General features: G+C 48.5%; 19 protein-coding genes. 11 read left to right on the top strand and 8 right to left on the bottom strand.

Annotated features, from left to right (window positions below; translation table 11 throughout):
• Positions 1-138 precede the first annotated feature (138 nt).
• On the bottom strand, positions 139-1,614 hold the full coding sequence (gene cysS, locus H6F90_RS18590; protein WP_190553786.1) for a cysteine--tRNA ligase: 1,476 nt from the start codon (positions 1,612-1,614) through the stop codon (positions 139-141).
• Between the two features lie 297 nt (positions 1,615-1,911).
• On the opposite strand from cysS, the gene H6F90_RS18595 reads away from it, so the two are divergent.
• The 3 genes from H6F90_RS18595 (at position 1,912) to H6F90_RS18605 (ending at position 4,297) form a co-directional block, all read left to right on the top strand.
• Positions 1,912-3,081, top strand: coding sequence for a GTP-binding protein (locus H6F90_RS18595; RefSeq protein WP_190553787.1), 1,170 nt, complete (start codon positions 1,912-1,914; stop codon positions 3,079-3,081).
• 116 nt (positions 3,082-3,197) lie between these two features.
• A complete protein-coding gene (locus H6F90_RS18600) occupies positions 3,198-3,497 on the top strand; it encodes a ferredoxin (RefSeq protein WP_190553788.1) in 300 nt (99 codons plus the stop codon).
• A 194-nt stretch (positions 3,498-3,691) separates the two neighbouring features.
• Entirely contained in the window at positions 3,692-4,297 is a 606-nt protein-coding gene (locus tag H6F90_RS18605; protein WP_190553789.1) for a hypothetical protein, read from the top strand.
• Here the strand turns inward: H6F90_RS18605 and H6F90_RS18610 are convergent.
• Positions 4,272-6,320, bottom strand: a complete 2,049-nt coding sequence (locus H6F90_RS18610; RefSeq protein WP_190553790.1) for a serine/threonine-protein kinase — start codon at positions 6,318-6,320, stop codon at positions 4,272-4,274. The genes H6F90_RS18605 and H6F90_RS18610 overlap by 26 nt on opposite strands.
• 123 nt (positions 6,321-6,443) lie before the next feature.
• Positions 6,444-8,582 carry a serine/threonine-protein kinase gene (locus tag H6F90_RS18615; protein WP_190553791.1) on the bottom strand — a complete coding sequence of 713 codons (2,139 nt, stop codon included), beginning with the start codon at positions 8,580-8,582 and terminating at the stop codon, positions 6,444-6,446.
• Between the two features lie 292 nt (positions 8,583-8,874).
• On the opposite strand from H6F90_RS18615, the gene H6F90_RS18620 reads away from it, so the two are divergent.
• The 4 genes from H6F90_RS18620 (at position 8,875) to H6F90_RS18635 (ending at position 11,753) form a co-directional block, all read left to right on the top strand.
• Positions 8,875-9,477, top strand: coding sequence for a Panacea domain-containing protein (locus H6F90_RS18620; RefSeq protein WP_242024531.1), 603 nt, complete (start codon positions 8,875-8,877; stop codon positions 9,475-9,477).
• Positions 9,449-9,826 (top strand): hypothetical protein, encoded by a 378-nt coding sequence (locus H6F90_RS18625; protein ID WP_190553792.1) that lies wholly within the window; start codon positions 9,449-9,451, stop codon positions 9,824-9,826. The genes H6F90_RS18620 and H6F90_RS18625 overlap by 29 nt, the downstream gene beginning before the upstream one ends.
• Before the next feature lie 174 nt (positions 9,827-10,000).
• Positions 10,001-10,363 carry a VOC family protein gene (locus H6F90_RS18630; protein ID WP_190553793.1) on the top strand — a complete coding sequence of 121 codons (363 nt, stop codon included), beginning with the start codon at positions 10,001-10,003 and terminating at the stop codon, positions 10,361-10,363.
• A 31-nt stretch (positions 10,364-10,394) separates the two neighbouring features.
• The gene (locus H6F90_RS18635) at positions 10,395-11,753 is read left to right on the top strand and encodes a recombinase family protein (RefSeq protein ID WP_190553794.1); all 1,359 of its coding nucleotides are present in this window, start codon (positions 10,395-10,397) and stop codon (positions 11,751-11,753) included.
• Between the two features lie 150 nt (positions 11,754-11,903).
• On the opposite strand, the gene H6F90_RS18640 is transcribed toward H6F90_RS18635, so the two are convergent.
• The gene (locus H6F90_RS18640; protein ID WP_199296011.1) at positions 11,904-13,277 is read right to left on the bottom strand and encodes a sensor histidine kinase; all 1,374 of its coding nucleotides are present in this window, start codon (positions 13,275-13,277) and stop codon (positions 11,904-11,906) included.
• Between the two features lie 290 nt (positions 13,278-13,567).
• On the opposite strand from H6F90_RS18640, the gene H6F90_RS18645 reads away from it, so the two are divergent.
• Positions 13,568-15,034, top strand: coding sequence for a 1-acyl-sn-glycerol-3-phosphate acyltransferase (locus tag H6F90_RS18645; RefSeq protein ID WP_190553796.1), 1,467 nt, complete (start codon positions 13,568-13,570; stop codon positions 15,032-15,034).
• A 10-nt stretch (positions 15,035-15,044) separates the two neighbouring features.
• On the opposite strand, the gene H6F90_RS18650 is transcribed toward H6F90_RS18645, so the two are convergent.
• Positions 15,045-17,507 (bottom strand): hypothetical protein, encoded by a 2,463-nt coding sequence (locus H6F90_RS18650; protein ID WP_206756193.1) that lies wholly within the window; start codon positions 17,505-17,507, stop codon positions 15,045-15,047.
• Positions 17,508-18,294: 787 nt separating this feature from the next.
• A complete protein-coding gene (locus H6F90_RS18655; protein WP_190553798.1) occupies positions 18,295-18,693 on the bottom strand; it encodes a hypothetical protein in 399 nt (132 codons plus the stop codon).
• Between the two features lie 336 nt (positions 18,694-19,029).
• On the opposite strand from H6F90_RS18655, the gene H6F90_RS18660 reads away from it, so the two are divergent.
• Entirely contained in the window at positions 19,030-20,958 is a 1,929-nt protein-coding gene (locus H6F90_RS18660; protein ID WP_190553799.1) for a chloride channel protein, read from the top strand.
• 333 nt (positions 20,959-21,291) lie between these two features.
• On the opposite strand, the gene H6F90_RS18665 is transcribed toward H6F90_RS18660, so the two are convergent.
• Positions 21,292-21,687, bottom strand: a complete 396-nt coding sequence (locus tag H6F90_RS18665; protein WP_190432230.1) for an AbrB family transcriptional regulator — start codon at positions 21,685-21,687, stop codon at positions 21,292-21,294.
• A gap of 517 nt (positions 21,688-22,204) precedes the next feature.
• Here H6F90_RS18665 and H6F90_RS18670 point away from each other — a divergent pair.
• Positions 22,205-22,648 (top strand): RrF2 family transcriptional regulator, encoded by a 444-nt coding sequence (locus tag H6F90_RS18670; protein ID WP_190553800.1) that lies wholly within the window; start codon positions 22,205-22,207, stop codon positions 22,646-22,648.
• Positions 22,649-22,795: 147 nt separating this feature from the next.
• Here H6F90_RS18670 and H6F90_RS18675 read toward each other — a convergent pair whose 3' ends face one another.
• Positions 22,796-23,362, bottom strand: a complete 567-nt coding sequence (locus H6F90_RS18675) for a CU044_2847 family protein (protein WP_190553801.1) — start codon at positions 23,360-23,362, stop codon at positions 22,796-22,798.
• Between the two features lie 99 nt (positions 23,363-23,461).
• Here H6F90_RS18675 and cbiB point away from each other — a divergent pair, with 99 nt between their 5' ends.
• Positions 23,462-24,520 (top strand): adenosylcobinamide-phosphate synthase CbiB, encoded by a 1,059-nt coding sequence (gene cbiB, locus H6F90_RS18680; protein ID WP_190553802.1) that lies wholly within the window; start codon positions 23,462-23,464, stop codon positions 24,518-24,520.
• The last annotated feature ends 18 nt before the right edge of the window (positions 24,521-24,538 follow it).

Raw genomic sequence — 24,538 nt, forward strand, 5'->3', positions numbered from 1 at the left:
AAATAGCGCGAGCTTTGAGCAAAATCACAAAAGCAATAGATGAAGAGAGGAAACCTCATGGCTTCCCCTCCATTATCGGCTTTAGCGCTGGTTGTTAGGGTTTCACGAGTCTCATAAATCCCTAACCAGCAAAATTAACTAGCTGCGGTGCCAGGTTGTGACGCCACCGGGTTGATCAACTAGGGTGATCCCTTGAGCTTTTAACTCATCTCGAATGCGATCGCTCTCTGCAAAGTTTTTGGCCTTGCGAGCCTCCTGTCGTTGTTGAATCAGCGCCTCAATCTCTGCATCACTTAATCCACCTGTGACAGTGTCTGACTCTGGTGCCGCTTCTAGTCCTAGAACTTGTGCCAAGCAAACCAGCGTTTGCCATTGAGCGCGTAGTATTTGAGCATCCACCTCAGTTTTGCCTTGGTGAACCAAAAGGTTACCTTCGCGGATCAGAGCTTTTGCAAGTTCAAACAAAACGGCGACACCGCTGGGGGTGTTAAAGTCGTCATCCATTGCTGCCTGAAAGCGTTGCACAGGAGCGCTCTGAATATCAATCCGCATGTTGGCGGAATTCCCAAAGTCGGAATCTTGGCGATCGGGCCAGTTCAGTTGCTCCCCATATTGATAGCCAAATAGCAGTCCTTCTTTCAGCGTGTCCCAACTGTTATTAGCCGAGGCGATCGCTTCGTCGGTAAAGTCGATGGGTTTGCGGTAGTGGGCCATCAACACAAACAGCCGTAGCACCATTGGATCTAAACCATGATCCAACATTTGTCGAATCGTGGTGAAGTTGCCCAAGGATTTGGACATCTTCTCGCCGCCCACGTTCACCATGCCATTGTGCAGCCAGTAATGCGCCAAGGAATGACCTGTGGCCGCTTCCGACTGGGCAATCTCGTTTTCGTGGTGCGGAAACACCAGATCTGATCCGCCTACATGGATGTCGATTGTGTCGCCTAAGTGCTCCCGAACCATTGCCGAGCACTCGATGTGCCAACCCGGACGACCTTGACCCCAAGGAGACTCCCAAAATTCCTCGCCTGGTTTCGCCGCCTTCCACAGGGCAAAGTCGAAAGAGTCCTGCTTTTTCTGTTCCTCTACGGATACCTCAACGCGGCCACTTGCTCCCGCTTGCATGTCGTCTAGCTTGCGACCAGACAGCTTTCCGTACTCAGAAAACTGCCGCACCTTGTAGTAAACATCGCCATCCGCAGCATAGGCAAAGCCTTTTTGCTCTAGCTCATGAATCAGACGTTTGATGCCATCGAGGGTATGCGTAGCACGGGGATACTCATCGGCTTCGAGGATATTCAGCCGCGCCATGTCCTCAAAATAGGTTTGGGTATAGCGATCGGCAATTTCTCGTGGAGAAACACCCTGCTCGCGGGCACGATTGAGAATTTTATCATCGATGTCAGTGAAGTTTTGCACGTAGCGCACATCAAAGCCACGCCACTGCAAATAGCGCCGTACCGTATCCCAAACAATGTAAGAGCGAGCATGACCCAAGTGGCAGTAGTCGTACACCGTTACGCCACAGCAATACATCCGCACCTTGCCAGGTTCAATCGGCTCAAAAGGTTCTTTGCGACGGGTGAGGCTGTTGTAGAGCGTTAGGGTCATTGTGAACTAGGAATATTTGAGGAACGTAGGGCTAAACATTTCGATTCTACTAGGGTACTAGGCACAGCCTCCTTTTTATTTCACCTCTTTATTTCAGTAGATACAGGTGCCAACCCCAAAGTTTCGTAGGGCGTGTTTTGAGAAAGGCGATCGCACAACCAGTCATTAACCAGAGCGATCGCCTACTATAGGAGATGGCCCAACATCGGCTTGAGACTTCGTTACACTCCTGCGGATTGTTGAGGTTGCTTCGACTCCAAAAAACTCTTGTTCTAGCAATTACTGACTAGTCACACTATGCAATCAGCCACTGATCTCGCTCAAACTCAGGCAATGGATGCCCCCAAGCATGGTCTGCCAGTCACGATCATTACTGGATTTCTCGGTAGTGGGAAGACGACCCTTCTGAACCACATCCTGACCAACCAGCAGGGCGTGAAAACTGCGGTTCTGGTGAATGAGTTTGGTGAAATCGGCATTGACAACGAGCTGATTGTGAAGACAGGCGATGACATGGTGGAACTCAGCAACGGTTGTATTTGCTGCACCATCAACAATGACTTGCTAGAAGCGGTTTACAAAATTCTAGAGCGGCAAGAGCGCGTAGATTACCTCGTGGTTGAAACCACCGGATTGGCCGATCCCCTGCCTGTGGCGCTGACCTTCTTGGGGACTGAGTTGCGCGACCTGACTCGTCTCGACTCGATTGTGACGGTGGTTGATGCAGAAAACTACAGCTTGGATTTGTTCAATAGCGAAGCGGCTTACAACCAAATTGCTTATGGCGACATCATTCTGCTCAACAAAGTGGACTTGGTGGATGAAGCCGATGCAGACTCTCTAGAGCTGAAGATTCGGGACGTGAAGAAAGACGCTCGAATTCTCCGCACCACGAAAGGCAATGTCGCCTTGCCGCTGATTCTGAGTGTGGGTCTGTTTGAATCAGATAAATATTTCAACCCTACTGATTCTGAGCCGAATCCAGATCATCACCACGACCACCATCACGATCATGACCACCATCATGACCATGCTGAGCACGATCACCACGATCATCAAGGTCATGACGATCACTCAGCTTGCGATCATGATCATGGGCAGTGCACTCACGACCACCACGATCACGACCATCACTCGCACCACCTGGAGAATGATGGCTTTACCTCTCTGTCTTTCCAGAGCGACAAACCCTTCGCGATTAAGAAGTTCCAACACTTTTTAGACAACCAATTACCCGCTGGCATCTTCCGAGCTAAGGGCATTCTCTGGTTTGACGAAAGCCCCAAGCGTCACGTCTTCCACCTCAGCGGCAAGCGCTTTTCGCTGGAGGATGACACCTGGAACGGCGAACCCAAAAACCAATTGGTGCTGATCGGTCAAGACTTAGATCACGATGCCCTGCGATCGCAACTAGAAAAGTGTCTCTGCATCCCTTCCACCAGTCGCGGTCGTGGCTTTGGTAAGTAATTAACGCCAGTTGGTGCAGTTGGCGATCGCTAACTATGTAGAATCCTCGTGCTTTTCCCTAGGCCAGAGAATTCTGGCTCTTTCTAGAATGGGAAAACAGCACGGGGATTTTTTAGTTGGAAGATCCGGCAGGTCAGCGTCAAGTTTTAGTTTGTCAATACCAAAACTGTCTAGCTAGAGGCTCAGCTCAAGTTTTGGCAGCGTTTCAGTCTCAGCCTGTTCCGGATACCAGCATCAGTGCCAGTGGCTGCTTGGGCCAGTGCAATATGGCACCCAACGTGCGAGTGGTACCCGATGAAGTTTGGTATTGCCGAGTCCAACCCAGTGATGTCCCGGCTGTGGTGGAAGAGCATTTGCAGGCAGGACACGCCGTTGAATCTCTATTGCATCCTCGCTTTCATCCCAAAAGGTTTTAAGCTCCTCGTCCGTGACGCATTGGTCAATTGCAATCTGTGGTGAAATCTATATTTTTCCTAGCAGGGTGCTAAGAAATTGCGAGAATTGACCCAAAATAGCTGAGGCCATCTTCAGCGATCATATGGGCATCCTGAAGGTGATGTGAGTTTGTTACTGCCAGCCCAATTTTTCCCTTGGAGTGCCAGGAGTTCCGGTGATCTACCCCCGCTTGCGTCGCTACTGCTTAGCTGCCTCTGTAGCTTTATCTACGGCTTTAATGGTTGGTGGCAGCGCCATCAAAGCTGCGGCTATCCCTGACGATATTTTCACACCACACCTCGCTAAAATCAGCCAAGGGTTGCCACCCAATTTGGTGATGCGCCTGCCATCGCAAATCAGGTTGAGCGGCCCAGGGGATCGAGATTTTATTGATGAACTGATCGTCAAAGTTTTTCCTTCCCAGTCGCCTCCTGGCATGACCGTGGGTTTGTTTACGTGCGATATCAGCCCCCAGCCTTGCTTAATCGGTAGCTTCTCGGTAGACAGTAAAGACTCAGAAAGCGCCCAGATGGAACTAAAAAAACATCAAGCTGCGGCGGCTCCGATCAAGCTAGCAGAGGGGGTACGCGGTTATTTTCTGCCAGGTCCCAGCCTTAAACCCGCCTCGCGATTTTCTTCTGTGATTTGGGAGCAAAACGGCTTAGTGTACACCGTGAGTTTCTTTTCAGGAGAGCGACAAAATATTCTAAATATGGCTTACTCTATGGTCAACAATCCACCGATTAACCGCGTTGTCACCCGTCAAACGATGGCTCGTTAGGGGTAGTAGGAGTCTGGGATTGTAAGGTCAGATTGAGCTGATAACGAACAATGTCGGGTGAATTGGAAAGAATCACAATTTCGTAATAGCCAGGACGAGGTAGCGTGCCCGACCAACTCGTTTTGGGTGTGTCGTTGATCAGCGCTTGAGCCGCAGCAGAACGGCGCTCAGGAGAATAAATGGACAAGCGGGTGCCTTGGTTAGGAGATTGCAAGGCGACTCGGATCGTCTGCCCTTGGCTTAAATTAGCCACATAAACTTTTCCTTCCCCAGGCTTGAGCGTTGCGGTCAAGGTTTGGCTAGGGTTTTTAGGGCCAAGCTGAAGTGGGGAGAAAGCAGTTCCAGCTTGAATGGCTTGAAAGGTTTCCGCCGCGATCGCATACCAAACCTGACCAAAGGTGTTGGGGTCTAGATAGCGCTCTTGTTGCTCTGGAAACAAGCGATAGAACTTGGCATCCACCAACTGAGCAAAGGTCGGGCGGCTAAGGTGCTGCCGCTCTAGTTCCATCACCCACTGGTCGTAGTCTTGCTGGCTGTAACGTCCCAAGCGGTTACGAGACTCTTCACTCAGAGGTTCTAGCTTATTCAGTAGCTTTTCTGCCGTGGCATTCCACTCACGGCGCAAAGCCCGATCGTCTGAATCGCCGCTGAGACGACGGTTGTCGAGTTCGGAATGTTCTGAGTAAAAAACCGTATCGACTAAATCCACAAAGAGGTCGTAGCTGATGTTTAAGCGCCGACGGCGATCGCGTAAAGCTGCGTGGGTGCCATTTTCCGACTTGGGAGTTGTGCTGGCAGCGGCGGAACCTTTGGCAGTACGAGATTGAGCTGCTGCTTGCACCACCGTTGCAGAGCTAGATGAATCTTGCTGAGCCTGCTGCATTTGTCGTAGCGATCGCCAAGCAGCTCCAGCCAACAGACCCAGCACGAGCAAAGTGAGTCCAAGCGCGGCAACCGCTAAAGCCGAACCCATCCAGGTAATATCACTTTCTGGTTCTACTTGCTCTGGCTCTAAGGCCACTACAGGCTGCGGTTTTGGCGCTGGCTCTAATTCTGCCTCCAGGTTTAATTGCGGTTCTAGCTCTGCTGCCAACTCCAGTTCTGGCTCTACCACAGGCGAATCTGCGACGACAGGAGGCGGGTTGTTATGTTGGGGAGCCAGTGCCAAGGCAGCAGTGGGAGGAATGTAAGCGGGTTGGGCCAATAGAGCTTGCAAAGCGCGAATCACTTTGCCCGCTGAACCATAACGATTTTGCGGCTTGGCACTCAGCATCCGATTGAGAATTTGGGCCAATCCTGGTGAAACCGTCGCCCAAGGTTCCCAATACCACAGTTGTCGTCGCGGATTGTAGAGGGTTTGAGGCTCCTGCCCAGTCAGTAAAACAACTGCGGTGGCAGCTAAGGCATAGAGGTCACTGTTGCGGTAGACTTTGTCAGATTGCAACTGCTCTTTGGGGGCATAACCTAGCTTGCTCAGATGTTTTTTCGGACCCGGATAATAGAGTTCTAGATCAGTAGCAATCTCCTGAATTAAGCCAAAGTGAGTCAGCATCGGCACTCCATCTCGCTGCCGAATCAAGATGCTGGCTGGCGAAAGATTGCCATGAATGATGCCCCGACTGTGAATATGCAGCAGCACAGGCAGCACATGCCAGAATAACTGCATCACTTCTGCCTCAGAGAAAACTTGATGCTGAGTTAAGCGCTCCTTCAACCAATCCCTGCAGGTAACACCCTCAACATACTCCTGCACCACAAACAAGCGATCGGCGTAAGGAATAATGCCCCGAAACCGAGGAATCTGAGGATGCTGTAGCTCATACAGAATCGCCGCTTCCTGTTGAAAGACTCCTCGAATAACTTCTAGTGAGTAAGCACCAGGATGGCGGAGGCGGAACTCCTGTAAGAGATAGAGCTCATTAAACCGAGTTTGGTCTTCGGCCAAATAGGTACCTTGCTCCAACAAGTCGATTAGATGATATCGACCTGGCAAAATTGTGCCTAGAGAAAGGGATGGCTGCATAGCTCAGAGGTAGACTCCAATCAAATCATAGAGAGTCTCTTGTCTCTACCCAACTAACTGCTGGGAGGATCTTAATCTGATCGAGGCTTTATTTCTGCTTTTGTAGAATTATCTGCTGAAAACTTAAGGTGCTGGTGGAGTTGGCTCTGAGTCGGGTGAGGGTGATGGTGACGGTGGCGGTGAGACAGGGCTGGGAGGTGTAGAGATGACGTTATCCGCTGCGAGGTTCAGTTGAAACGTCACAGGCGCAGTGGCTGCTGAAACCACCACAAATTCGTAATAACCATCTTGAGCCAACTTTCCAGACCAAGTGGTTTCTGGGGAGTTTTCTAGCAGGGGTGGCTGAGAGCTAGTAGGCGGATAGATTGACAGCAGCGTTTTCTGGTCAGTTTGCAAACTCAGCCGAATTAGTTGGTTTCGGGACAGTTGGGCGATGAAAGCCTTGCCTTCTCCTGGAGCTAGTGTGCCACTCACTTCTTGACTAAAGGAGCCTTGAGCAAACTGGACTTTTTCTAGGCTGGTTCCTGCTTGCACGGCTTTGAGTTCGTCAGCCGCGATCGCGTGCCACACCTGACCGATGGGTTGGTTGACAAAATCTTGGCCCTGTTGGTCGGGAAATAACTGGAAGAATTTGGCATCTGCGAGGGTGTAAAGCGCACGGGTGCTGAGGTTGAGTTTGTTGACGCTACCCCGCCAGCGATCGCGATCGTTACGGTCATATTTACCCATCTTGCTGCGAGCTTCTGGGCTAATGGTTTCTAGCTGGTCGAGCAGTTGGTTGGCGGTTTGGTCCCACTGGGTGCGTAAGTCAGCATCTTCTGCCCCAGCACTAAGTTGGCGGTTTTGCAGTTCGGAATGTTGAGCGTAAAACACTTGATTTACGAGGCGCACGAAGAACTGGTAATCTACGCCTAAGTTACGGCGGCGATCGCCCAACGCTTCCTTGCGGTTTTGCTCCTCCTGGGACAATTCGGGAGCTGCGGGGGGTTCGACATTGGGCACCACAACAGGTTGCTCGTTTGGCGGAGCAGATGGGGTACGATCGGCCAAATCACCCAGCCAATTACTACTCAACCACCAACCTCCAGTAGCGGCTCCAGCCATCACCAACAACAGCAAGAGCACTTTACCAAACCCGAACGAGTTGCCACGGCTAGGGGGAGCGTAGGCAGGTGGCGGAGCCACGGTGTAGTTGCTGACGGCAGCTTCAGGCGGAGCAGGTGGGCGACCTACGGCCACGGTCGCAGCCGTGGTTTGGATGGGTGGCGGGTAAACCGGGGCAGGCACGGGCGGAGCATAAACCGGAACATCGTAGCGGTTGAGGTCGTGCAGTACCTCGCGCACAGATTGATAGCGATCGCTGGGACGCTGAGCCAACATGTGGTCTAGAATGGCGCTGAGCTTGGGGCTGAGGCTGACTTCCTGCCGCCAAGTCCAACTCATGTTATAGCTATCTAATAGATCGGGTGGTTCTTTGCCCGTCAGCAATACCAGAATTGTGACGGCTAAGGCATAAAGGTCGCTGTGGGGAGAGGCAACGCCCATCTGCAACTGTTCATCCGGGGCGTAACCAATTTTGCCTAAGCGGGTCGGAGAGCTAACGCCATTACCCACGGACTGAGCCAAAAACTGTGAGGCCACCGTAGCCGCAATTTGTTTGACACCGCCGAAATCGATTAAAACTGGCAGCCAGTCAGCACTCCGCAAAATCAGGTTGTCTGGAGAAATATCGCGGTGAATGACTCCTAAAGAGTGAATGTAGTCTAGAATCGGCAAGATTTGCAGTAGTAGCTGAGTCACTTCTGCTTCATTAAACCGCTGCCCTTGCAACTTACGGGTATCCAGCAAGGCTCGATAGGTTTGGCCCTCGACATAGTCTTGCACCAAAAATAAGCGGCTGCGATCGGGGAGAGCAGCGCGAAAGAGTTCTCGAAACCGGGGAATTTGCGGGTGTTGCAGCTTGTAGAGAATGCCTGCTTCTCGCTCAAACAATTCTTCGGCTTTTTGCAGGGCGTAGGTGCCTTGAACCTGAGGCGCAAATTCTTTCAGGACGCAAGGTTCGTTAAAGCGGTTTTGGTCTTCTGCCAAGTAAGTTCGCCCAAAGCCTCCATGCCCCAATTCCCGCACTACTCGATAGCGATCGCCAAGCAGCAGCCCAGCATACACACCAACGCTGACAGGTGCTTGCAACTTTTCGCCGCAGAGATGGCAAAATCGGCTGGAATCCGGGTTTTCGTGTCTTTGACTGCAATAGAGGGGCATGGTAAACCTACAGCACTCCCATTAAATTTCGCGATCGCTCATCGATTTACTAACTACGCGCTCGGTCAGGCTTGATCCAGATTACCCTTTCAAAGCTAAAAAGTTTGGTGTCTAGAAAAGTGTGCTTATAGTACAATTGAACTATACCTTCTAGCTGTTAATAGCTTGATTGGTACTGAGAAGAATTGCTGCGAACACAAGTAGGTAGATGTCCGCCTGTGTTAACGTAAATTAACGAAAGACATCCAAACAGTTTTTTCTTTGCTACGATAAAGGGCTTTTTGAATCGCTGTTGAAATTAATTATGGTCAGCTGTCTTGATGTTGCCCGCTATTTCATAATTAGGGCTTACGAGGACGGTAGAGAAGCTGAAATGACCAATATGAAGGTTCAGAAGCTTCTGTACTATACTCAAAGCCTATATTTGGCACTACATGATGACCCGTTGTTTGATGAGGAAATTCAAGCATGGCGGTATGGCCCAGTTTGTCCGATTGCTTATAGGTTTTACAGCAACTTTGAAGCAGAACAACTACCTGTTCCCGATAAGGATTCCCTGGAATATCTTTCAACAGAAACAAGGAAACTGCTAGAAGAAATTTGGGAGTATTTTGGTGAGTACCACGCCTACTATTTGAGTGGTATGACTCACTTAGAGTTCCCCTGGAAGAAGGCTCGTAAGGGTTTACCGCCTGAAGCTAGCTCCATTGAGCCGATATCGCTAGAAGACATGAAGGTATTGGGCTATCAAAAACTTGATGAGATTGAGCGCAATCATCCCATATACAAACCGCTAGTTGCAGAACTATTAGGACAAGCATTTGAACAACAGGTCTCATCAGAACGTGTAAACAAAGGAGAAGTGCGTGACTGGCTCAACTCCCTTTTCGATTGAGAAGTCCGAGAATTTTGCACGTTCTCTAAAAAAACTCAGCAAAGCTTACAACAAAGAATTTATAGAAATTGTTGTGAACATACTGGAGGGTCTGATAGATGCTCCATACCCACCTAGTTCTCGTGACGAACCTTTGCCTAGCAAAATAAAACTTCCTGAAGGGTGGACGTTCCACAAGCTTGAGTTTCGCTGCTCCAAAGGTGCATCTGGTCAGATCAGGCTCATGTATTTAGTGAACGAGGAAGTTTCTGTTATCAAACCCCTATGGATTTACAGCCACGAGCAATTTGTCAAGCGCCCTCCTGACAAAGATATAAAGAATTCAATTCAAGAAGCTCTAGATCCTTGATAAGCGGATGCACTCAATGGGTGAGGCAGAAATCGGAGGAGTGAGCATGAACTTTGCGTTAAACATGGTTAATATCTGCAAGTAGGCATTCGGTACAACCATAAATGTCAGCGCAATTATAAAGGCGATAATGAGAGCGATCGCCCCACTTCCCTACGTTTTTCCAAACTGGCTATGCAGATCACCAAATGTCTTCACACCGCTTTGCTAGTTGCTGATTTGGCGCGAGCTGAACATTTCTATGGCACAGTCTTGGGTTTGCCGAAAGCCGAGCGACCTCTAAATTTTCCGGGGGCTTGGTATCAGGTAGAAGATTATCAAATTCACCTGATTGTGGCTGACAGCGTTCCTGCTGATTTGGTGGACTCGGAGAAGTTAGGACGCAATCGCCATCTGGCTTTTTCAGTCACAGATTTAGCCGCTGCCAAAGATCAACTTTCGGCGCATGGTTGCTCCATTCAGATGAGCGCTTCCGGTCGCCCCGCCCTCTTCACCCAAGACCCCGACGGCAACGTCATTGAGCTAGGCGAGGTATGAACCTCTAACTGCTAATCGCTATTCCAACTCCATGAAAATCATTGCCTATGTTTATAGCGATCCGTTGCTAGAACCTGTACCCGATCCAGAAATTTGGGGTTGGGAAGTCGATCGCATCTATCAAGACTTAGGCATGCGAGATGCCACCCTTAAGGAAATTGCCTTCCCCAAGGGCAAAGCGGCTCAGCAACAAAAGCGGCCTCAATTGCAACAGTTGCTCAGCGATTGCCAACAAGAAGCGGTTGATTATTTACTGGTGCGCCGACTGGAAGAGTTGGGAGATTCGGTGCAGGAAGTCAGCGATCGCCTCGCTCAACTGGAAGACTTAATCGTGCAGTTGGTAGTTTTAGAAACCGCAGTCGGGACTGGCAATCAAACACCCCTGAAGCGCTCTGATTTGCTCAAAGTATTGGAGGAGGTGCAGCAAAGCCAGCGGAGCCGTTTAATTCGGCAAGGCCATGCTCGCAATCGCATCAAAGCTTTGCCGCCGCCGGGAAAAGCCCCCTTTGGTTATCGTCGGGGCAAGGATCGTTATGCGCTCGATCGCAGCCAAGCTCCGATTGTAAAAGATTTCTTTGAGCGGTTTTTGCTCTACGGCTCCTTGCATGGAGCAGTGCGGTATCTAGAGAAAAAACACGGTAAGAAAATTTCGGTTTCGACGGGGCAGCGCTGGCTCAACAATCCGGTGTATCGGGGAGACTTGGCTTACAAAAATGGGGAAGTAATTTCAAATACCCATGTGCCGATCATGTCGCGGGAAGAAGCCGCCCAGGTCGATCGCTTGCTGCGGCGTAATCGTCGGCTCCCACCCCGTACCGCGAGTGCTCCTCGTTCTCTGGCAGGTTTGGTGGTTTGTGCTGAGTGTCAATCTGGCCTGACCGTAACACGGGTGACGGCTCGCCGTAGCGACCAGGAATATCTCTACCTCCGCCCGATCGCTTGTCCCCGAAAACCTAAATGTCGAGCCATTCCTTACGAGCAAATTCTAGAGCAAACCATTCAGACCATTTGCCAGGAGTTGCCACGAGCGGTGGCCCAGGTGAATATGCCAAATCTCGGCGGGATTCAAGGCTCCATAGAGCAGGCGATCGCTAATAAACAAGCAATACTCAATCAACTGCCTGAGCTGATTAAACAAGAGATTTTAGATGCCGAAACTGCTGAACTGCGAGTCTATAAACTCCGCACCGAGATGTCGCAATTGCAAAACCAACTGGCTCAGCTTCCTCCATCCAATTTGCCCGCGATCGCCCAAGCCGTTTCTATTCCCGAATTTTGGCTCGATCTCTCTGAATCAGAGCGACGGTTCTATTTCCGCGAATTCATTCGGCAAATTCAACTGATCCGCCAAGAGCAAACCTGGCAACTTCAGTTGGTATTTATTTTTTAGAACGACTAACGACTGAAGTCGCGGCTACAAGCGCAAAGACCGCCTTCGCGGCCTCATTCCTGAAGAAGTGATCTTAGCCTACGCAGGTACGCTTGGTTCCAATAGTCACAGGCTTTAGCCTGTGGGATTTTAATGGTGTGTACGAGAGGTCTAAACACCCAAAGCAATAGGTTCACCTGAGCCACAATTCTGCAACTGACTGAGCGGTTCAGTTTGCTGAAGCGGTAATTCGATCGCGAATGTCGTGCCTTCTCCCGGAGTGGAGCAGCAATAAATGCGGCCTTGATGTGCTTCGGTAATAATTTGATGCGAAATAGATAGCCCTAGCCCCGTTCCCACTCCTCTCGGCTTAGTGGTAAAAAATGGCTCAAACAAATGCTCTTGAACATCAACGGTGATCCCAGGACCGTTGTCCGAAATCCAGATGCCGACTCGATTCACGCCCACGGTGTCAGTCTTGATCACAATCTGCTTTAGTTCTAGCGAACTAGACAATGGAGATTGAGTAGAATCAGGGCTAAGCTCTCCTTCTAGCAATGCATCAATTGAGTTGCTCAGTAAGTTCATAAACACTTGGTTGAGCTGATTGATGTGGCATTCTACGAGAGGAATTTTGCCAAACTGCCGCACAATCTCAATTTTCTGTTTATAGCGGTTTTGCAGCAGCACCAAAGTGCTTTCAATCCCAGCTTCCAAGTCGGCTGGCTTCATTTCTGCCTCGTCGAGGCGGTAAAAGTTGCGTAGGTTCAGGACTATTTCTCGAATTCGCTCGGTGCCCAACCGCATCGAGTTCATAATCCGAGGCAGATCTTCCACAATGAAATCAAGTTCAATGTTAGGTGAAGCGGCTTCTACCTGGACGGTTTCTTGCGGATAGCGATCGCGGTAGGTTTCGAGCAATGCCAACAAATCCTCCACATGCTCCTCCATGTAAGGTAAGTTGCCGTGGATAAAATTGATCGGGTTGTTAATTTCGTGAGAAATCCCAGACACCATCTGGCCTAACATTGACATTTTCTCGGTTTGCGCCAAATGCAAATTCATTTTTTGCAATGCGGTTAAAGCTTCGTTCAGGCGTTGGTTTTGGGTTTCTAGCTCCTGAGTACGTCGATCAATTTTTTTCTCTAGTTCGGCGTTGCGCTTCACCAATTGCTTTTGCGATGCCAAAACTTGGGTCGAGCCAATCAGGAGACTAGATCGCCGCCGCAAGCTCAGAAACGCAATCGCCGGAATCACGGCAATGGCATCAAAAAAAGTTTGTCGACTAAGCGCTGCATCCAGCCCCGTGATACTCATTGCATGAGCCGCATGACTCCAACTGCCACTCCAAAAAATCCCAGCGGTAATAGCAGCAAAGGCATCAATGCCAGTGCAACGATTACGCCATAAGCCCAGACTAATTAAGCCAGCAATCATTAAGTAGCAAGCTGCAATCACCAAATTAGCGGCCCCATCCAGCCACACCAAATTTAGTCCTGTCAGATTCAGCCACTCAAGATGTAGATTTGCTGAGAAAAACGCCATATATAAAAAACAGGCAGGTATCATTTCCGCATTGCATCAAACCGAGTGTTTACCATCACGTTTGTTATTGCAGCCTCGTAAATAGCTACAAAATTTTTGCCGATTCATCTACCTAGGCTTGTATGTCACCTACGTTCTCCCAGGTAAATATTCACGATTTTTTCACCTAACTGTCGAATCTCTGGCCAGACGTAGCAGCTTATACGATAGCCAAGGCATGATAGAAACCTTGTAAAGTTGCTCAGCGCTCAGGTCAAGATATGAAGAATTAGAGCCAAGAGGGATCAAAATTGCCAAGTACGATCGATCGAGTTCAACCGCCACTGGAATTTATTCCACCCGCTTTTAATCCCCTAGTGCTTCGGGTTGCTCAAGGACTGCTGCCACTTTGGTTGCGATCGCGGACTGCGATTACCCAAATTCAGGCCAGCAATGTTGAGGAATTGGTAGACTGCTATCGCCAATTTCAAGCGGGTAAAATTCGCTTTCTCATGGCGTTTCGGCACCCCAGCACTGATGATCCATTCTGCATGGCACATTTGCACTCCTCAATTCTGCCGCGCGTGGCGAAACAGCAAGGAGTGGCGCTACAGCACCCGATTCACGCCCACTTTATTTACGATCGCGGCATTCCGCTGTGGGCGGGATCACAAATCGGCTGGCTGTATTCCCGCTTAGGGGGTACGCCGATTCATCGTGGCAAAGTCGATCGGACGGGTTTGCGATCGGCCCGGAGTTTGTTTGTAGATGGCAAACTGCCACTCGCAGCGGCCCCAGAAGGTGCAACCAACGGCCATAACGAAGTGATTAGTCCTTTGGAACCCGGTGTGGCTCAGCTCGGCTTCTGGTGCGTGGAAGATTTGCTCAAGGCCGATCGCTCCGAACAGGTACTCATTGTGCCAATGGGCATCCAATATCGCTATGTGACACCTCCTTGGCAGCAGATTGAGCAGTTGATGAGCCAGCTAGAAGCCGATAGCGGTTTATCGGTGGCTGAGAGTTCTAAAGGAACTGAAACTCCCAGTATTAAAGGTCTTCAGGGCCGAGAAGCAGCACTCTACCACAGGCTCTATAGCCTAGGCGAGCATGTTTTGACGTTGATGGAAGAGTTTTATACTCGCTTCTACCATCACACCTTGCCTAAACAGTCCGCTCCGCCTTCTGGAGCAGAAGCCTGGCCGGAGCAGAACATTTTTCAATCGGATCAGCCTCCTGTTTCGCAAGCCGATCAAGCTTTTACCCATCGCCTCAGAGCCTTGCTGGATGTGGCCCTACAAGTAGCAGAACAGTATTTTGATTTGCAGGCTAAAGGGAGTTTGATCGATCGCTGTCGCCGACTAGAGCAAGCAGGCTGGGACCGCATTTACCGCGAAGACTTCAGAAATCCTGAGGGAGTGTCTCTCTTGGAACGCGGTTTGGCCGATCGCGTGGCGGAAGAAGCCAACCTGCGGATGTGGCACATGCGATTGGTGGAGAGCTTTGTGGCGGTGACAGGGCGCTACGTCCTAGAAAAACCAACGGCAGAGCGCTTTGCCGAGACAACGTTGCTCATGTGGGACATGATTTCTCGGATTAAAGGCAACAGCCCTTTTCAGCGGCCTCAACTAGGTAAGCAAACGGTACAGATGACGATAGGGCAACCGATTTCAGTCACAGACCGCTGGGGTGCCTATAGCGCCGATCGCCGCGGGGCCAAACAAGCGATCGCAGACCTCACTCAAGATCTGCAAATCGCTTTAGAGAGCATGATTCAATAAAACGCGACTCTTACTTCGCCTGAGTTTTCTCTGGGGGCTTGCCAGAATTCCGCACATTCACGACCTTGCCTAACAGGTCAAACCAAAAGGATGCCCCCATTGAAATGGCAATTCCGCTTACGATCCAACCCAGGAAGCTTTTGAAATAGGCTAGAGGCGGCACTCGACCCCCATTGCTTAAAAACTGCTGATCTCGATTAGTTTTATCCCACCCAATGGGTAAGGGTAAAGCTTCTAAGTCTGTTTCCAACCGATTTCTCACCTTTGAGAAATCATCTGGAGATTGCTCCACCACCTGGGTGGCATTTTCAGCGATCGCATTTCGCAATACTGTGTTCTTGGATAAGCGGTTAACAATATGAAAGGTATCTGCATTGACAGAAATGGCAATTAAAGAGCCCAGTAGAATGGCAACACCTTTGGCATTACGCTTATAAACCCCTGTAGCCCGTTCCATTGAGCGATCGAACCAGGTTTCAATTTCAAACTGAAGCTGCTTAACTTCATTCTCTAACGTGGTCGATTTTTCCTGAGCGCGTCTTGCTAAGACAGAAAGGCTGTCTTTAATTGGCTTGGGCAAGCGCGCGATCGCCATAACCACATCCGTATAAGTATTAATATTTTTGTCTTTGATGAGGCTGGAGATCTGTTGATAAATCTCGGTATTTTGCTTAATCTCCCAGTCAAGTTCCTCTGGAGCTGCACCTAACCAAGCAATCATCGCCACATGATTGCCAAAATTCCAGAAAATAGTTCTTTGCTGCTCGTCCACACTCCTGAGGAAATCTTTGTTCTGCTTTGGTGTGTTAATTCGTCGCAACAATTTATCTCGCTGCTTCACAGGAATCTGAGCTTTCGCAACATATTGACTGGCATCATCGATATAAGCATCGCGCGCGCCTAGCATTTGGTTAATTGCAAATAAAAGCTGAACTTCTTCTTGCTCAAATTTAGTGGTCACACCTTCTAAGACTTGACCCAAATTCTTTAGACTGGTAGGGGGCTGAGTTCCTAGCTTGATATCTCGAAAACTGTCTAAAACTGCATCTAATTCGCTAATGAGCTTTTCTTTAAATCTCTTCAAAGTCTCCAAAGGGATCTGTTTTAAGTGCTCAAGCTTCTGTAGAAAAAACTCATCTGCTACGTAATTCCCAGCATTGCTAATATAGCCATTCCGTAATTCCAGCATTTGATGCACCAAATCAATATGGCTCCTAGCTATGCTTTTATTCTCAGTTGTGGCTTCGCCAGAGTTAGCAATTCTGTTCAAGTTTTGCTGGAGCATCTCCAACTCAGTGTAGAGTGCCGTGCCTTGAGTGATGACATTAAATTCTTCCAAGACAGCTCTAATTTCCTGCACCAACGCACAGGCTAGCTTTTCTGGGAGCAAGCTATTAATTTTTTGTCCAATAATGCTGGAGAGCCTGCGATAAGTTGGACTGTCTTGGTCAGTCACCGCCTCCACAACTTCTATCAAGGTAGGCTGAACGAGATTCTGTAAGAACGGCTTAACTGCGATCGCACCACTAATCGGATCATTTTCAAAAAGTTCTTGTCTCAGATCCTTTAACTCCTCAAGGAAGTCTTGAGCTCTATTATTTTTAGGACAGGTTTGCTGACATGTTTCAATGTAACGGTCAAGCCGATAAGCAATCCGTTTGAGACTCACGTCTAAGGGAGATTTATTCGATCTAAAGTCTTCAAAAATACTGTTGAGATGATCTATTAGTTTCTTAAACCCAGCTTCTATGGGCTCTGGCAGTGATTGTCCTGTTTCTATGCTAGGAGTAGCTTGGCTAACTTCAAGCTCAGCCGTTGATGATGCTATACCTGCTTCAGCCTCGGCTAGTTCAGGGCCGATTAAAGTTGGTAGTAATGAATTTTGGCGCTCTGCCTGAGCCACTGCATATAAGTTCTGAGCTTTTTCGATCTTTCCTTGAATCTCTTTTTGAATAAACTCTTCCAGCTTTAACTCACTCAGCTTCCTTACCAATACTGGAATCCCGGAGGTTTCTAGAAGGGTTGTGGTGAAAGTCTCAGCATTGAGATAGGAAGGGCCACTATGTCTAGAACCACCGAAGGTACTTCTGCCTCGCCCCGTAATTAAACCTTTAATCTGGCGGTAAATTGAGCCAAGACCCCAAGTAATACTTCGTAGAGAAGTCTCGAGCCAACCTTTTGCCTCTTGATTAATATTTTTAATTAGTGGGTTGGAATATAGGCGATCGGAAAATTCCTTGACTTGGTTCTCTGCTTTTCCTTCCCCCCCAGTCAGCAAAACTTCAATTGATTTCTTGAGGTGGACTGCTCGCCACTGCAAAAGTGTAGCTAATATTTCTTGAAGTTCAGAAGCTAATAAGCTCAGAATTAAGTAAATAAAGATTAGTCCAATGGCTATATCTAAAACTAAGGGTAGGCCCATATGCCGCTTCGCTCCAATTCGAGATACCTGATGATAGCGCTGTAAGCGCACTCCAATATACGACGCCCTTCTTTTAGCGCCTGAATACCTTAAAGATATTTAAAGCAAAAAAACAGCGATCGCCTTTTTTAATTTCAGAGGCGATCGCTGTTTTTTGAATTTGTCTCTTTTATCTAACTTAAAAAAAGAATTGAATCGGTTTAGTTAAACAGCAATTTCTTGAAAAATCTGTTATCCCTTAAACTCTTGCTAAAGGGGAGCTATAACCACCTAGTAGACGCTCAAGCTGCTGCCGATTCTGCTGTTTTGTCTCCATCAAAGAAGTCAAGTCAGGCATTTCTTGCCAACAATGAGTACAGAACCAATAAACCTCATTGTGACGAGCATGACGTAGGAGACGATCGGAGCAGCAAGGGCACTTATGCATATAGTTAGCAACCAATTTGAATTTTTTAATTCTGTAAAGAAAACGGGTAAGTAGGCTTTGCAGCTCTCTTATTAAACTTAAGTTACGCCTAGGAGGAAAACAATGGTTTAGTTACCCAATGACTAGGGAGATCCCCCCCTAAAGCTTGTTAAGTTTGATGTGAAAAAATAGTGGTTAAATATTAAAGTTCCATGACTAAATGCTTCAATACATCCGTCGCAAGATGGAGTTAAAGCGAGTCTCATAGGTTGTCCTACGGCTTTGCAAACCGCTACAAAACTTCAACTTATCTCGACGCTGAAGCTATCGGGAAAATTGCAGAGCTCGCAAAGCTTATATAACTTCGATGAGTTGCCCCGTCATCGGTGCCAAATAGGTTTTATAGCTGAGTTCGGCGAAACAATACCAGACTCAAGGCTCTGTCTCGTCAATGCCTAAAGTTTCAGTAATATGGTTCACTACCCCTGGAACTGATGCTTGAGGAACCGCCCAATCTCCCACAGCTGTCAATGTCAAACCTAAAAGCACCACGCTGCTGGCGATCGCAAAAAGAGATGGATATTTGGAAAAACCGAAATCACGCAGAATTCTAGCGAACGGATGGCTTTGACGGCGTAAAGTGCGGCTATCTGCTAGCTGCTTTAGCGTAAAAGGATCACGGACAAAATGGCCACTGCGGCTGACTACAAACCGCTCTCGACAGTGAGAACAAGTTAACAGCCCATTCAAGAGTCGATGCGGCCCAATTTTGCCATCGCGATGGCATAGGGGACAAATGACAGCGTCATGATCAAAAGTGTGAGCATTCATTAGAACTTTCCACTTGCCCAGGAACTACTCAGTACGCTTGCCTGCTAAGGCAGAGAATCTTACTCTAACGGTTCTCTTACAGCTAGTTTTCCGCAAAATGGCATTGCTAACATCGTCCAGTTAGCTGAATTTCCAAGGCTATTGTGGCAATGCGATATCACTCTAACCTAACTAAGCTGTAACAGCCTATAGGATCTATCCATTCGTTCCAGAATTTGATGAATTCTTAGCTTTGGCAGGAGTTTAATGCTTGTCGTCAGGCTTCAAGATCAATCACAATGAAAGACTAGAAATACATAAAAGTTAAGCTTTATCTAATTTTTCTATTGACTCTCAATGTCTTTGATTCCAGCCCCAGATGGGTTGGCTGAGCAACCGACGCCAGCCCCCTCTACTTCTCATTTTGCCCATATTCTCAATCGCTTACAACCCACACCTGAAACGGTCGTGCTCATCTTGGCGATCCTGATTGGTGGCGGTACTGGCATGGGAGTCGTGACCTTTCATTATTTAATCGAATTAATCCATAGCTTGATGCTAGAGGATTTGATGGGAGCGATCGCCCCTTGGGGAGCTTGGACCCTAGCCTGTGTGCCCATGCTTGGGGGTGTCATCGTTGGCTTTATGCGCTGGCGCTGGCAAGACTTTGGCCCTGGCATTTCCTCTCTCATTGCAGCAACGCAGGGGAAGCGCGAAATCTCTCCCATTCGCCCTGTGACCAAGATGGTAGCTGCGTCAGTTTCCTTGGGCACCGGAGCTTCCTTAGGCCCAGAAGGACCGAGTGTAGAAATTGGCGCTAATTTTGGCCTCTTGCTTGGCCAAATCCTGCAAGTATCTCAAGAACGGCAGCGTCTCTTATTAGGAGCAGGGGCAGCGGCAGGTCTAGCAGCAGGATTCAATGCGCCGATCGCGGGAGTATTTTTTGCGCTTGAAGTGGTTTTAGGTACTACGTTTGCCACCTCAGCGGTGAGTGTCGTGCTCTTAGCCGCGGTGGTGGCAGCATTAATTGCTCAGATCGGTTTAGGCGCACAACCTGCCTTTGCCTTGCCCGCTTACGAAGTTCGCAGCCCGTTAGAACTACCGCTTTATATCGGTCTTGGGTTATGTGCCAGCTTGGTATCTGTGGCTTACACCCAAACCATCAAGCTCGCGCAAACTTTTTTCCGGGGTGAAATTTCAGGATTTTCTTGGGTGAGCCGCATTCCCCGCCCAGTTCATCCCGTCATTGGTGGAGCTTGTGTGGGTTTAATCGCCCTCGCTCTGCCCCAAACTCTTGGGATTGGCTACGAAACCATTGAGGCTTTGCTTCGGGATGTAGAATTTTCGTTGCCTTTATTGCTCCTGCTCCTGGTTTTCAAACTCGCCTTGACTGCTCTGAGTTTGGGCAGTGGTTTAGTGGGTGGAATTTTTGCCCCAGCTATGTTTTTAGGAGCGGTGCTAGGCGCAAGTTATGGCAAGATTCTGGCGGCGATTCTGCCTGCTGGTGCGATCGCTATTGCCGCACCCCCTGCCTATGCAATGGTGGGCATGGCTGCTGTCTTGGCGGGAAGTGTGCGAGCACCCTTGACAGCGATTTTACTGTTGTTTGAACTCACACGCGACTATCGCATTGTGTTGCCCTTGATGGCCGCTGTTGGCTTGAGTGTCTGGGTGATCGAGTCGCTGAAGCCTATTTCAAAGCCAGGTTTGAATTTGAAGCAGATGGGAGTCAACGTTGAGCCGGATCAGGGGCAAGAAGCCTTAAAGCACCTGACCGTAGAAGAGGCCATGCAACCTTCTCCGCTCATTCTGCCGTACGCTTTACCTGTGTTAGAAGCTAGCGAGATTTTGCTGCGTGGGCATCTACATAGCGCTTTGCTAGTGGATGAGACAGGGCAACTGAGGGGAATTGTGACGCTGCAAGATATTAATCGAGTGCTAGCAGCCCCAGAGAGGACAGCAAATTCGGTAGCAGAAGCGCTATCGCCGCAACCATCAGCCACATTAGCAAGTCAGCCTGTGGGAGAAATTTGTACCAGTGAGCTGCTGTATGCTTACAAGGATGAGTTGGTGACGGAAGCGATCGATCGCATGGGAGCGAGAGGATTGCGTCAGCTTCCCGTAGTCGATCGAGAGCCTCCTCATCTAGTGGTAGGACTGTTGGAGCAAGAGCGAATTCCTTTAGCATGCAACTTGGCTGCTACTCGCAAAGCCCTACAGCGACACCTCACGGCTCCTTTAAACTCTGAGGAAATTTCTCTACCCACACTAAAGCAGCCCGCTTAGTGACAAAGCGAGCTGCGTCAGAAATTAGTTTTATTCACGACTGCGAATTCAGTTTTTACTTCTTGCTTTTAGTCGTCCAAACACTGGTAAACATCATCAACATACCGCCAATGAGGATAGCGATCGCTAATGTGGCAGCCGATAAATTCATCCAATCGATATTTTCCATAAAAAGAATCTACACAGAAATTACAATTACAAACTTAATGTAAAAGTCCAGCAAGAGTGCCTTAGATTGATTACTCTTGCAGGAACTCTAATTGACGATTCGATGGATTCTAGCTTCATTAGCAAAAATTGCCGCTCAAATCTGAGAGTTTGGCAATAAGAAACTTAAGAAGCCGCTTCCTGGTCTTGCAGATCAATTTGCCGCAGATGAATATGCTTACGGCCTAAAGAAATTTCAAATTCGTCTCCGGGTTGAAGATCCATTTGCTTAGTGTAAGCAGAGCCAATGAGTAAATTGCCATTGGATTGAACACTGATGCGGTAGCTTGCACTGCGTCCACCCCGACCATTACCATTTTGCTTGCCGTCTAACTCAATGCCTTCAGCATCAATCAGAGCATTGAGAAACTTCATCATGTTGACTCGTTCCACACCACTTTTAGTCTGAGTGTAGTAGCCACATGCCTTCGCTTTTTCTTCCTTACTAAGAGTGTCTAACTCTTTGACTTTTTTGAGGAGAGCTTCACCTGTCAGAGGTTCAATTTTTTTCTTTTTAGTCATCAACTTGAGTCTAAAAAAATTAACAAGGGGTCTAGATTACTTCTTGCTGATCGACGCTGAGACATGAAAATCTGAGCTGAGTATCAGCTTGTAAAACTATACTACACTGATAAAGCGGGCTTGTTCACAATATCTATTGATTTTAAGAAGTAATTTATTGATTTAGTACTTATGAAGTATAGGTAATGTCTAGATAAGTCAGATAAGCATTAGAACTGCTGATTAAGATCCAAAGAAAATATCATTATTACAGTCACCTCAAGCTGGTAGAAGCAGAATTTTCAACCCTTGTGAAGAGGCTGGCGAAGCAATTTACAATTAAAGTCCTTGCTCTTATTCGGAGGTGGTTTAGGATGTCTGAGACAGAAGAGGAAAACTAATAAAGCAGAGCTTGCTGAGGAGAAGATGAGGGCAAATTACTGCATTTTACTGCTAAGGGTGACTTTGTAATTTATGGTGCGACATCCACTTTAGATGAGAATGGTTGCGTCTGTTACGGCAACTTTTTTGGGGAGCAATGAAGCTAACAACTCGTGGTCATTACAGTGTTAAAGCCTTATTAGATTTAAGCTTGCAACCGGGTTATGGTCCTACCTCCGTCAATACGATCGCCCGTCGCCAAGATTTGCCTGCCCCTTATCTAGAAAAGCTATTGATTGAGATGCGTCGAGCGGGGTTAGTGAACTCGCTCCGAGGGGCTCAAGGCGGATACCAACTAGCGCGATCGCCGGCTCAAATCTCTCTGGGTCAAATCTTAGAAGCGGTTGGTGAAACAATTGAGCCATTGTCACGCTACGCTCCGGACGCAGAGCAAGCCGAGGATTGGGTGACCTTTACCCTCTGGAATCGCTTACACCAAAAGTTGAAAGAAGCGCTATACAGTATTTCCTTAGAAGACCTTTACTATGATGCCCGAAGCTGGCAAGCGGCTCAAGGAGAATCGATAAGTTTTGTAGTTTAATCTTGGTTCCAAAAAAGGAGGAGCCAACAACCTTTTCGATTAGGTGTTGACTCCAACATCAGCTCTATTAGTAGGCTGGGTAAAATTTAATACTAACTGCGCTTAGAGATGCACTGATCCGACAGCGCTGCATCAGTAAAATATGGACTAAACTGGCTGCCTAAATTGGTTGTGATGATTATGAATTTGGCGGCTAACTTCTCCATAAGCTGTTCCGTTTGCTGACTCATGGATTGGCTCATGGACTTGCCTATTGGCTGTACAGTTGACCTGTCCCTGCACAAGTTCATCAGTTGGGTTTTCCTCGGCCCCTTCTACTTGATTGTTGTAAGAGCACTTAACTGTAATTTTCATGCTGCTTTGGGCTTTGCCATTGGCGATGTAGGGCACGCCTGCGTCTGCACTAAAATTGATGCCAAACTCTAGGGTGACTTCATCAATGTTGCCAGCGCCGAAATTTTTGAAGGCGTTCAGCGTATAAGCGGTGTAGCTGCGGAGGGTATTTTGCACCATCTGCATTGAGCTATGGGAACTCATAGACTTAGCGGCAGCACCAGGCCATCCCTTTCCTCCTCCTCGTTTTTGTTCAACTTCTTCGTTGCCTTCGTAGGATGAAGTGCCAGAAATTGGAGTATTCTCAATGTTTTCCTGAGCTTCGATGTAGATGATTGTGCCGTCGTCAGACTGAATAGGAACGAGTTGATGGGAGGACATAGCAATTAAACTTCCTGCGAGAGTAGATGCATCTGTTGATTGTGCCTAAAAAAGCCAGGTACACTCCGATGGGCCATACCCCTTTTTGACCTTATTGGCATGACTTCAGGAGTATCTTTTTTTAGCCATCTCTTCGCAGCTTTAGAATCATTCACTCAACCATCCACAATCGCCCTTTGGGTATTAGCGATCGCGGCTTTGATTGATTACGTCATCGGAGATCCTTGGGGCTGGCCTCATCCAGTACGAGTCATGGGCTGGGCGATCGCTTGTTACCAACAATTCGTGTTTCGTTACCTCAAGTCAGCTACGGGGCAGCGGGTGGCAGGAGTATTTTTGGGGCTTGGGCTGGTTGTTGTTAGCGGCTGGGTTGGTTGGGCGATCGCCGTAGGTGCCACTTGGATGCATGCAGGGCTCGGAATTGCCGTGCAAAGCATTCTATTGGCATCCTGTTTTGCGGGGCGGAGCTTGAGGTCTGCTGCTGAAGATGTGTTACAGCCTTTATCCAGCGGAGATTTAGCACAGGCCCGCACTCGTTTGAGCTTTTATGTCGGACGAGATACGGAGAATTTATCAGAGCCGGAAGTGTTACGAGCAGTATTGGAAACGGTCACGGAGAATGCCACGGATGGAGTGATGGCTCCCCTGTTTTACGCCTTGCTGGGTGCTGCTTTGCCTGGAGTTGGAGTCGTGCCTCTAGCGATCGCCTACAAAGCTGCCAGCACCTTAGATTCAATGGTGGGCTACAAAGAAGCGCCCTACACGCACTTGGGTTGGTTTAGCGCCCGGATGGAAGATCTCTTGACTTGGCTGCCGTGCCGTCTAGTCGTGCTCACGTTGGCCTTGCTCTCTAGAAAACCAGAATATGTGTGGCGGATTTGTCGAAGAGACGCGATCGCCGATGCTAGCCCTAACTCTGGCTGGAGCGAGTGTGCCTATGCGGCAGTTTTGGGTGTGCAAGTGGGAGGCACCAATTGGTATCGCGGCGTTGCCAAACATAAACCCTTGCTAGGAGAGCCAATTTACGCCATTACGCCAGAACGGATTTACCAAGCGTTGCAACTGACCCGCATTAGCTTTTTGCTTTGGTTAGGATTGGGACTTTTGGGTTTAAGTCTGTGGTCTGAAATGGTTTTCTCTACAGGCCAGTTGCCCTAAACTTTGCCTAAGCCGCTT

The organism is Trichocoleus sp. FACHB-591 (genome assembly GCF_014695845.1).
Classification (GTDB): Bacteria; Cyanobacteriota; Cyanobacteriia; order FACHB-46; family FACHB-46; genus Trichocoleus.

What these genes read in the sequence shown, in the direction of transcription:
- cysS (WP_190553786.1), bottom strand. Translation starts at nt 1,614, where the DNA reads ATGACCCTAACGCTCTACAACAGCCTCACCCGTCGCAAAGAACCTTTT.
- H6F90_RS18595 (WP_190553787.1), top strand. Translation starts at nt 1,912, where the DNA reads ATGCAATCAGCCACTGATCTCGCTCAAACTCAGGCAATGGATGCCCCC.
- H6F90_RS18610 (WP_190553790.1), bottom strand. Translation starts at nt 6,320, where the DNA reads ATGCAGCCATCCCTTTCTCTAGGCACAATTTTGCCAGGTCGATATCAT.
- H6F90_RS18615 (WP_190553791.1), bottom strand. Translation starts at nt 8,582, where the DNA reads ATGCCCCTCTATTGCAGTCAAAGACACGAAAACCCGGATTCCAGCCGA.
- H6F90_RS18630 (WP_190553793.1), top strand. Translation starts at nt 10,001, where the DNA reads ATGCAGATCACCAAATGTCTTCACACCGCTTTGCTAGTTGCTGATTTG.
- H6F90_RS18635 (WP_190553794.1), top strand. Translation starts at nt 10,395, where the DNA reads ATGAAAATCATTGCCTATGTTTATAGCGATCCGTTGCTAGAACCTGTA.
- H6F90_RS18640 (WP_199296011.1), bottom strand. Translation starts at nt 13,277, where the DNA reads ATGGCGTTTTTCTCAGCAAATCTACATCTTGAGTGGCTGAATCTGACA.
- H6F90_RS18655 (WP_190553798.1), bottom strand. Translation starts at nt 18,693, where the DNA reads ATGAATGCTCACACTTTTGATCATGACGCTGTCATTTGTCCCCTATGC.
- H6F90_RS18660 (WP_190553799.1), top strand. Translation starts at nt 19,030, where the DNA reads ATGTCTTTGATTCCAGCCCCAGATGGGTTGGCTGAGCAACCGACGCCA.
- H6F90_RS18665 (WP_190432230.1), bottom strand. Translation starts at nt 21,687, where the DNA reads ATGACTAAAAAGAAAAAAATTGAACCTCTGACAGGTGAAGCTCTCCTC.
- H6F90_RS18670 (WP_190553800.1), top strand. Translation starts at nt 22,205, where the DNA reads ATGAAGCTAACAACTCGTGGTCATTACAGTGTTAAAGCCTTATTAGAT.
- H6F90_RS18675 (WP_190553801.1), bottom strand. Translation starts at nt 23,362, where the DNA reads ATGTCCTCCCATCAACTCGTTCCTATTCAGTCTGACGACGGCACAATC.
- cbiB (WP_190553802.1), top strand. Translation starts at nt 23,462, where the DNA reads ATGACTTCAGGAGTATCTTTTTTTAGCCATCTCTTCGCAGCTTTAGAA.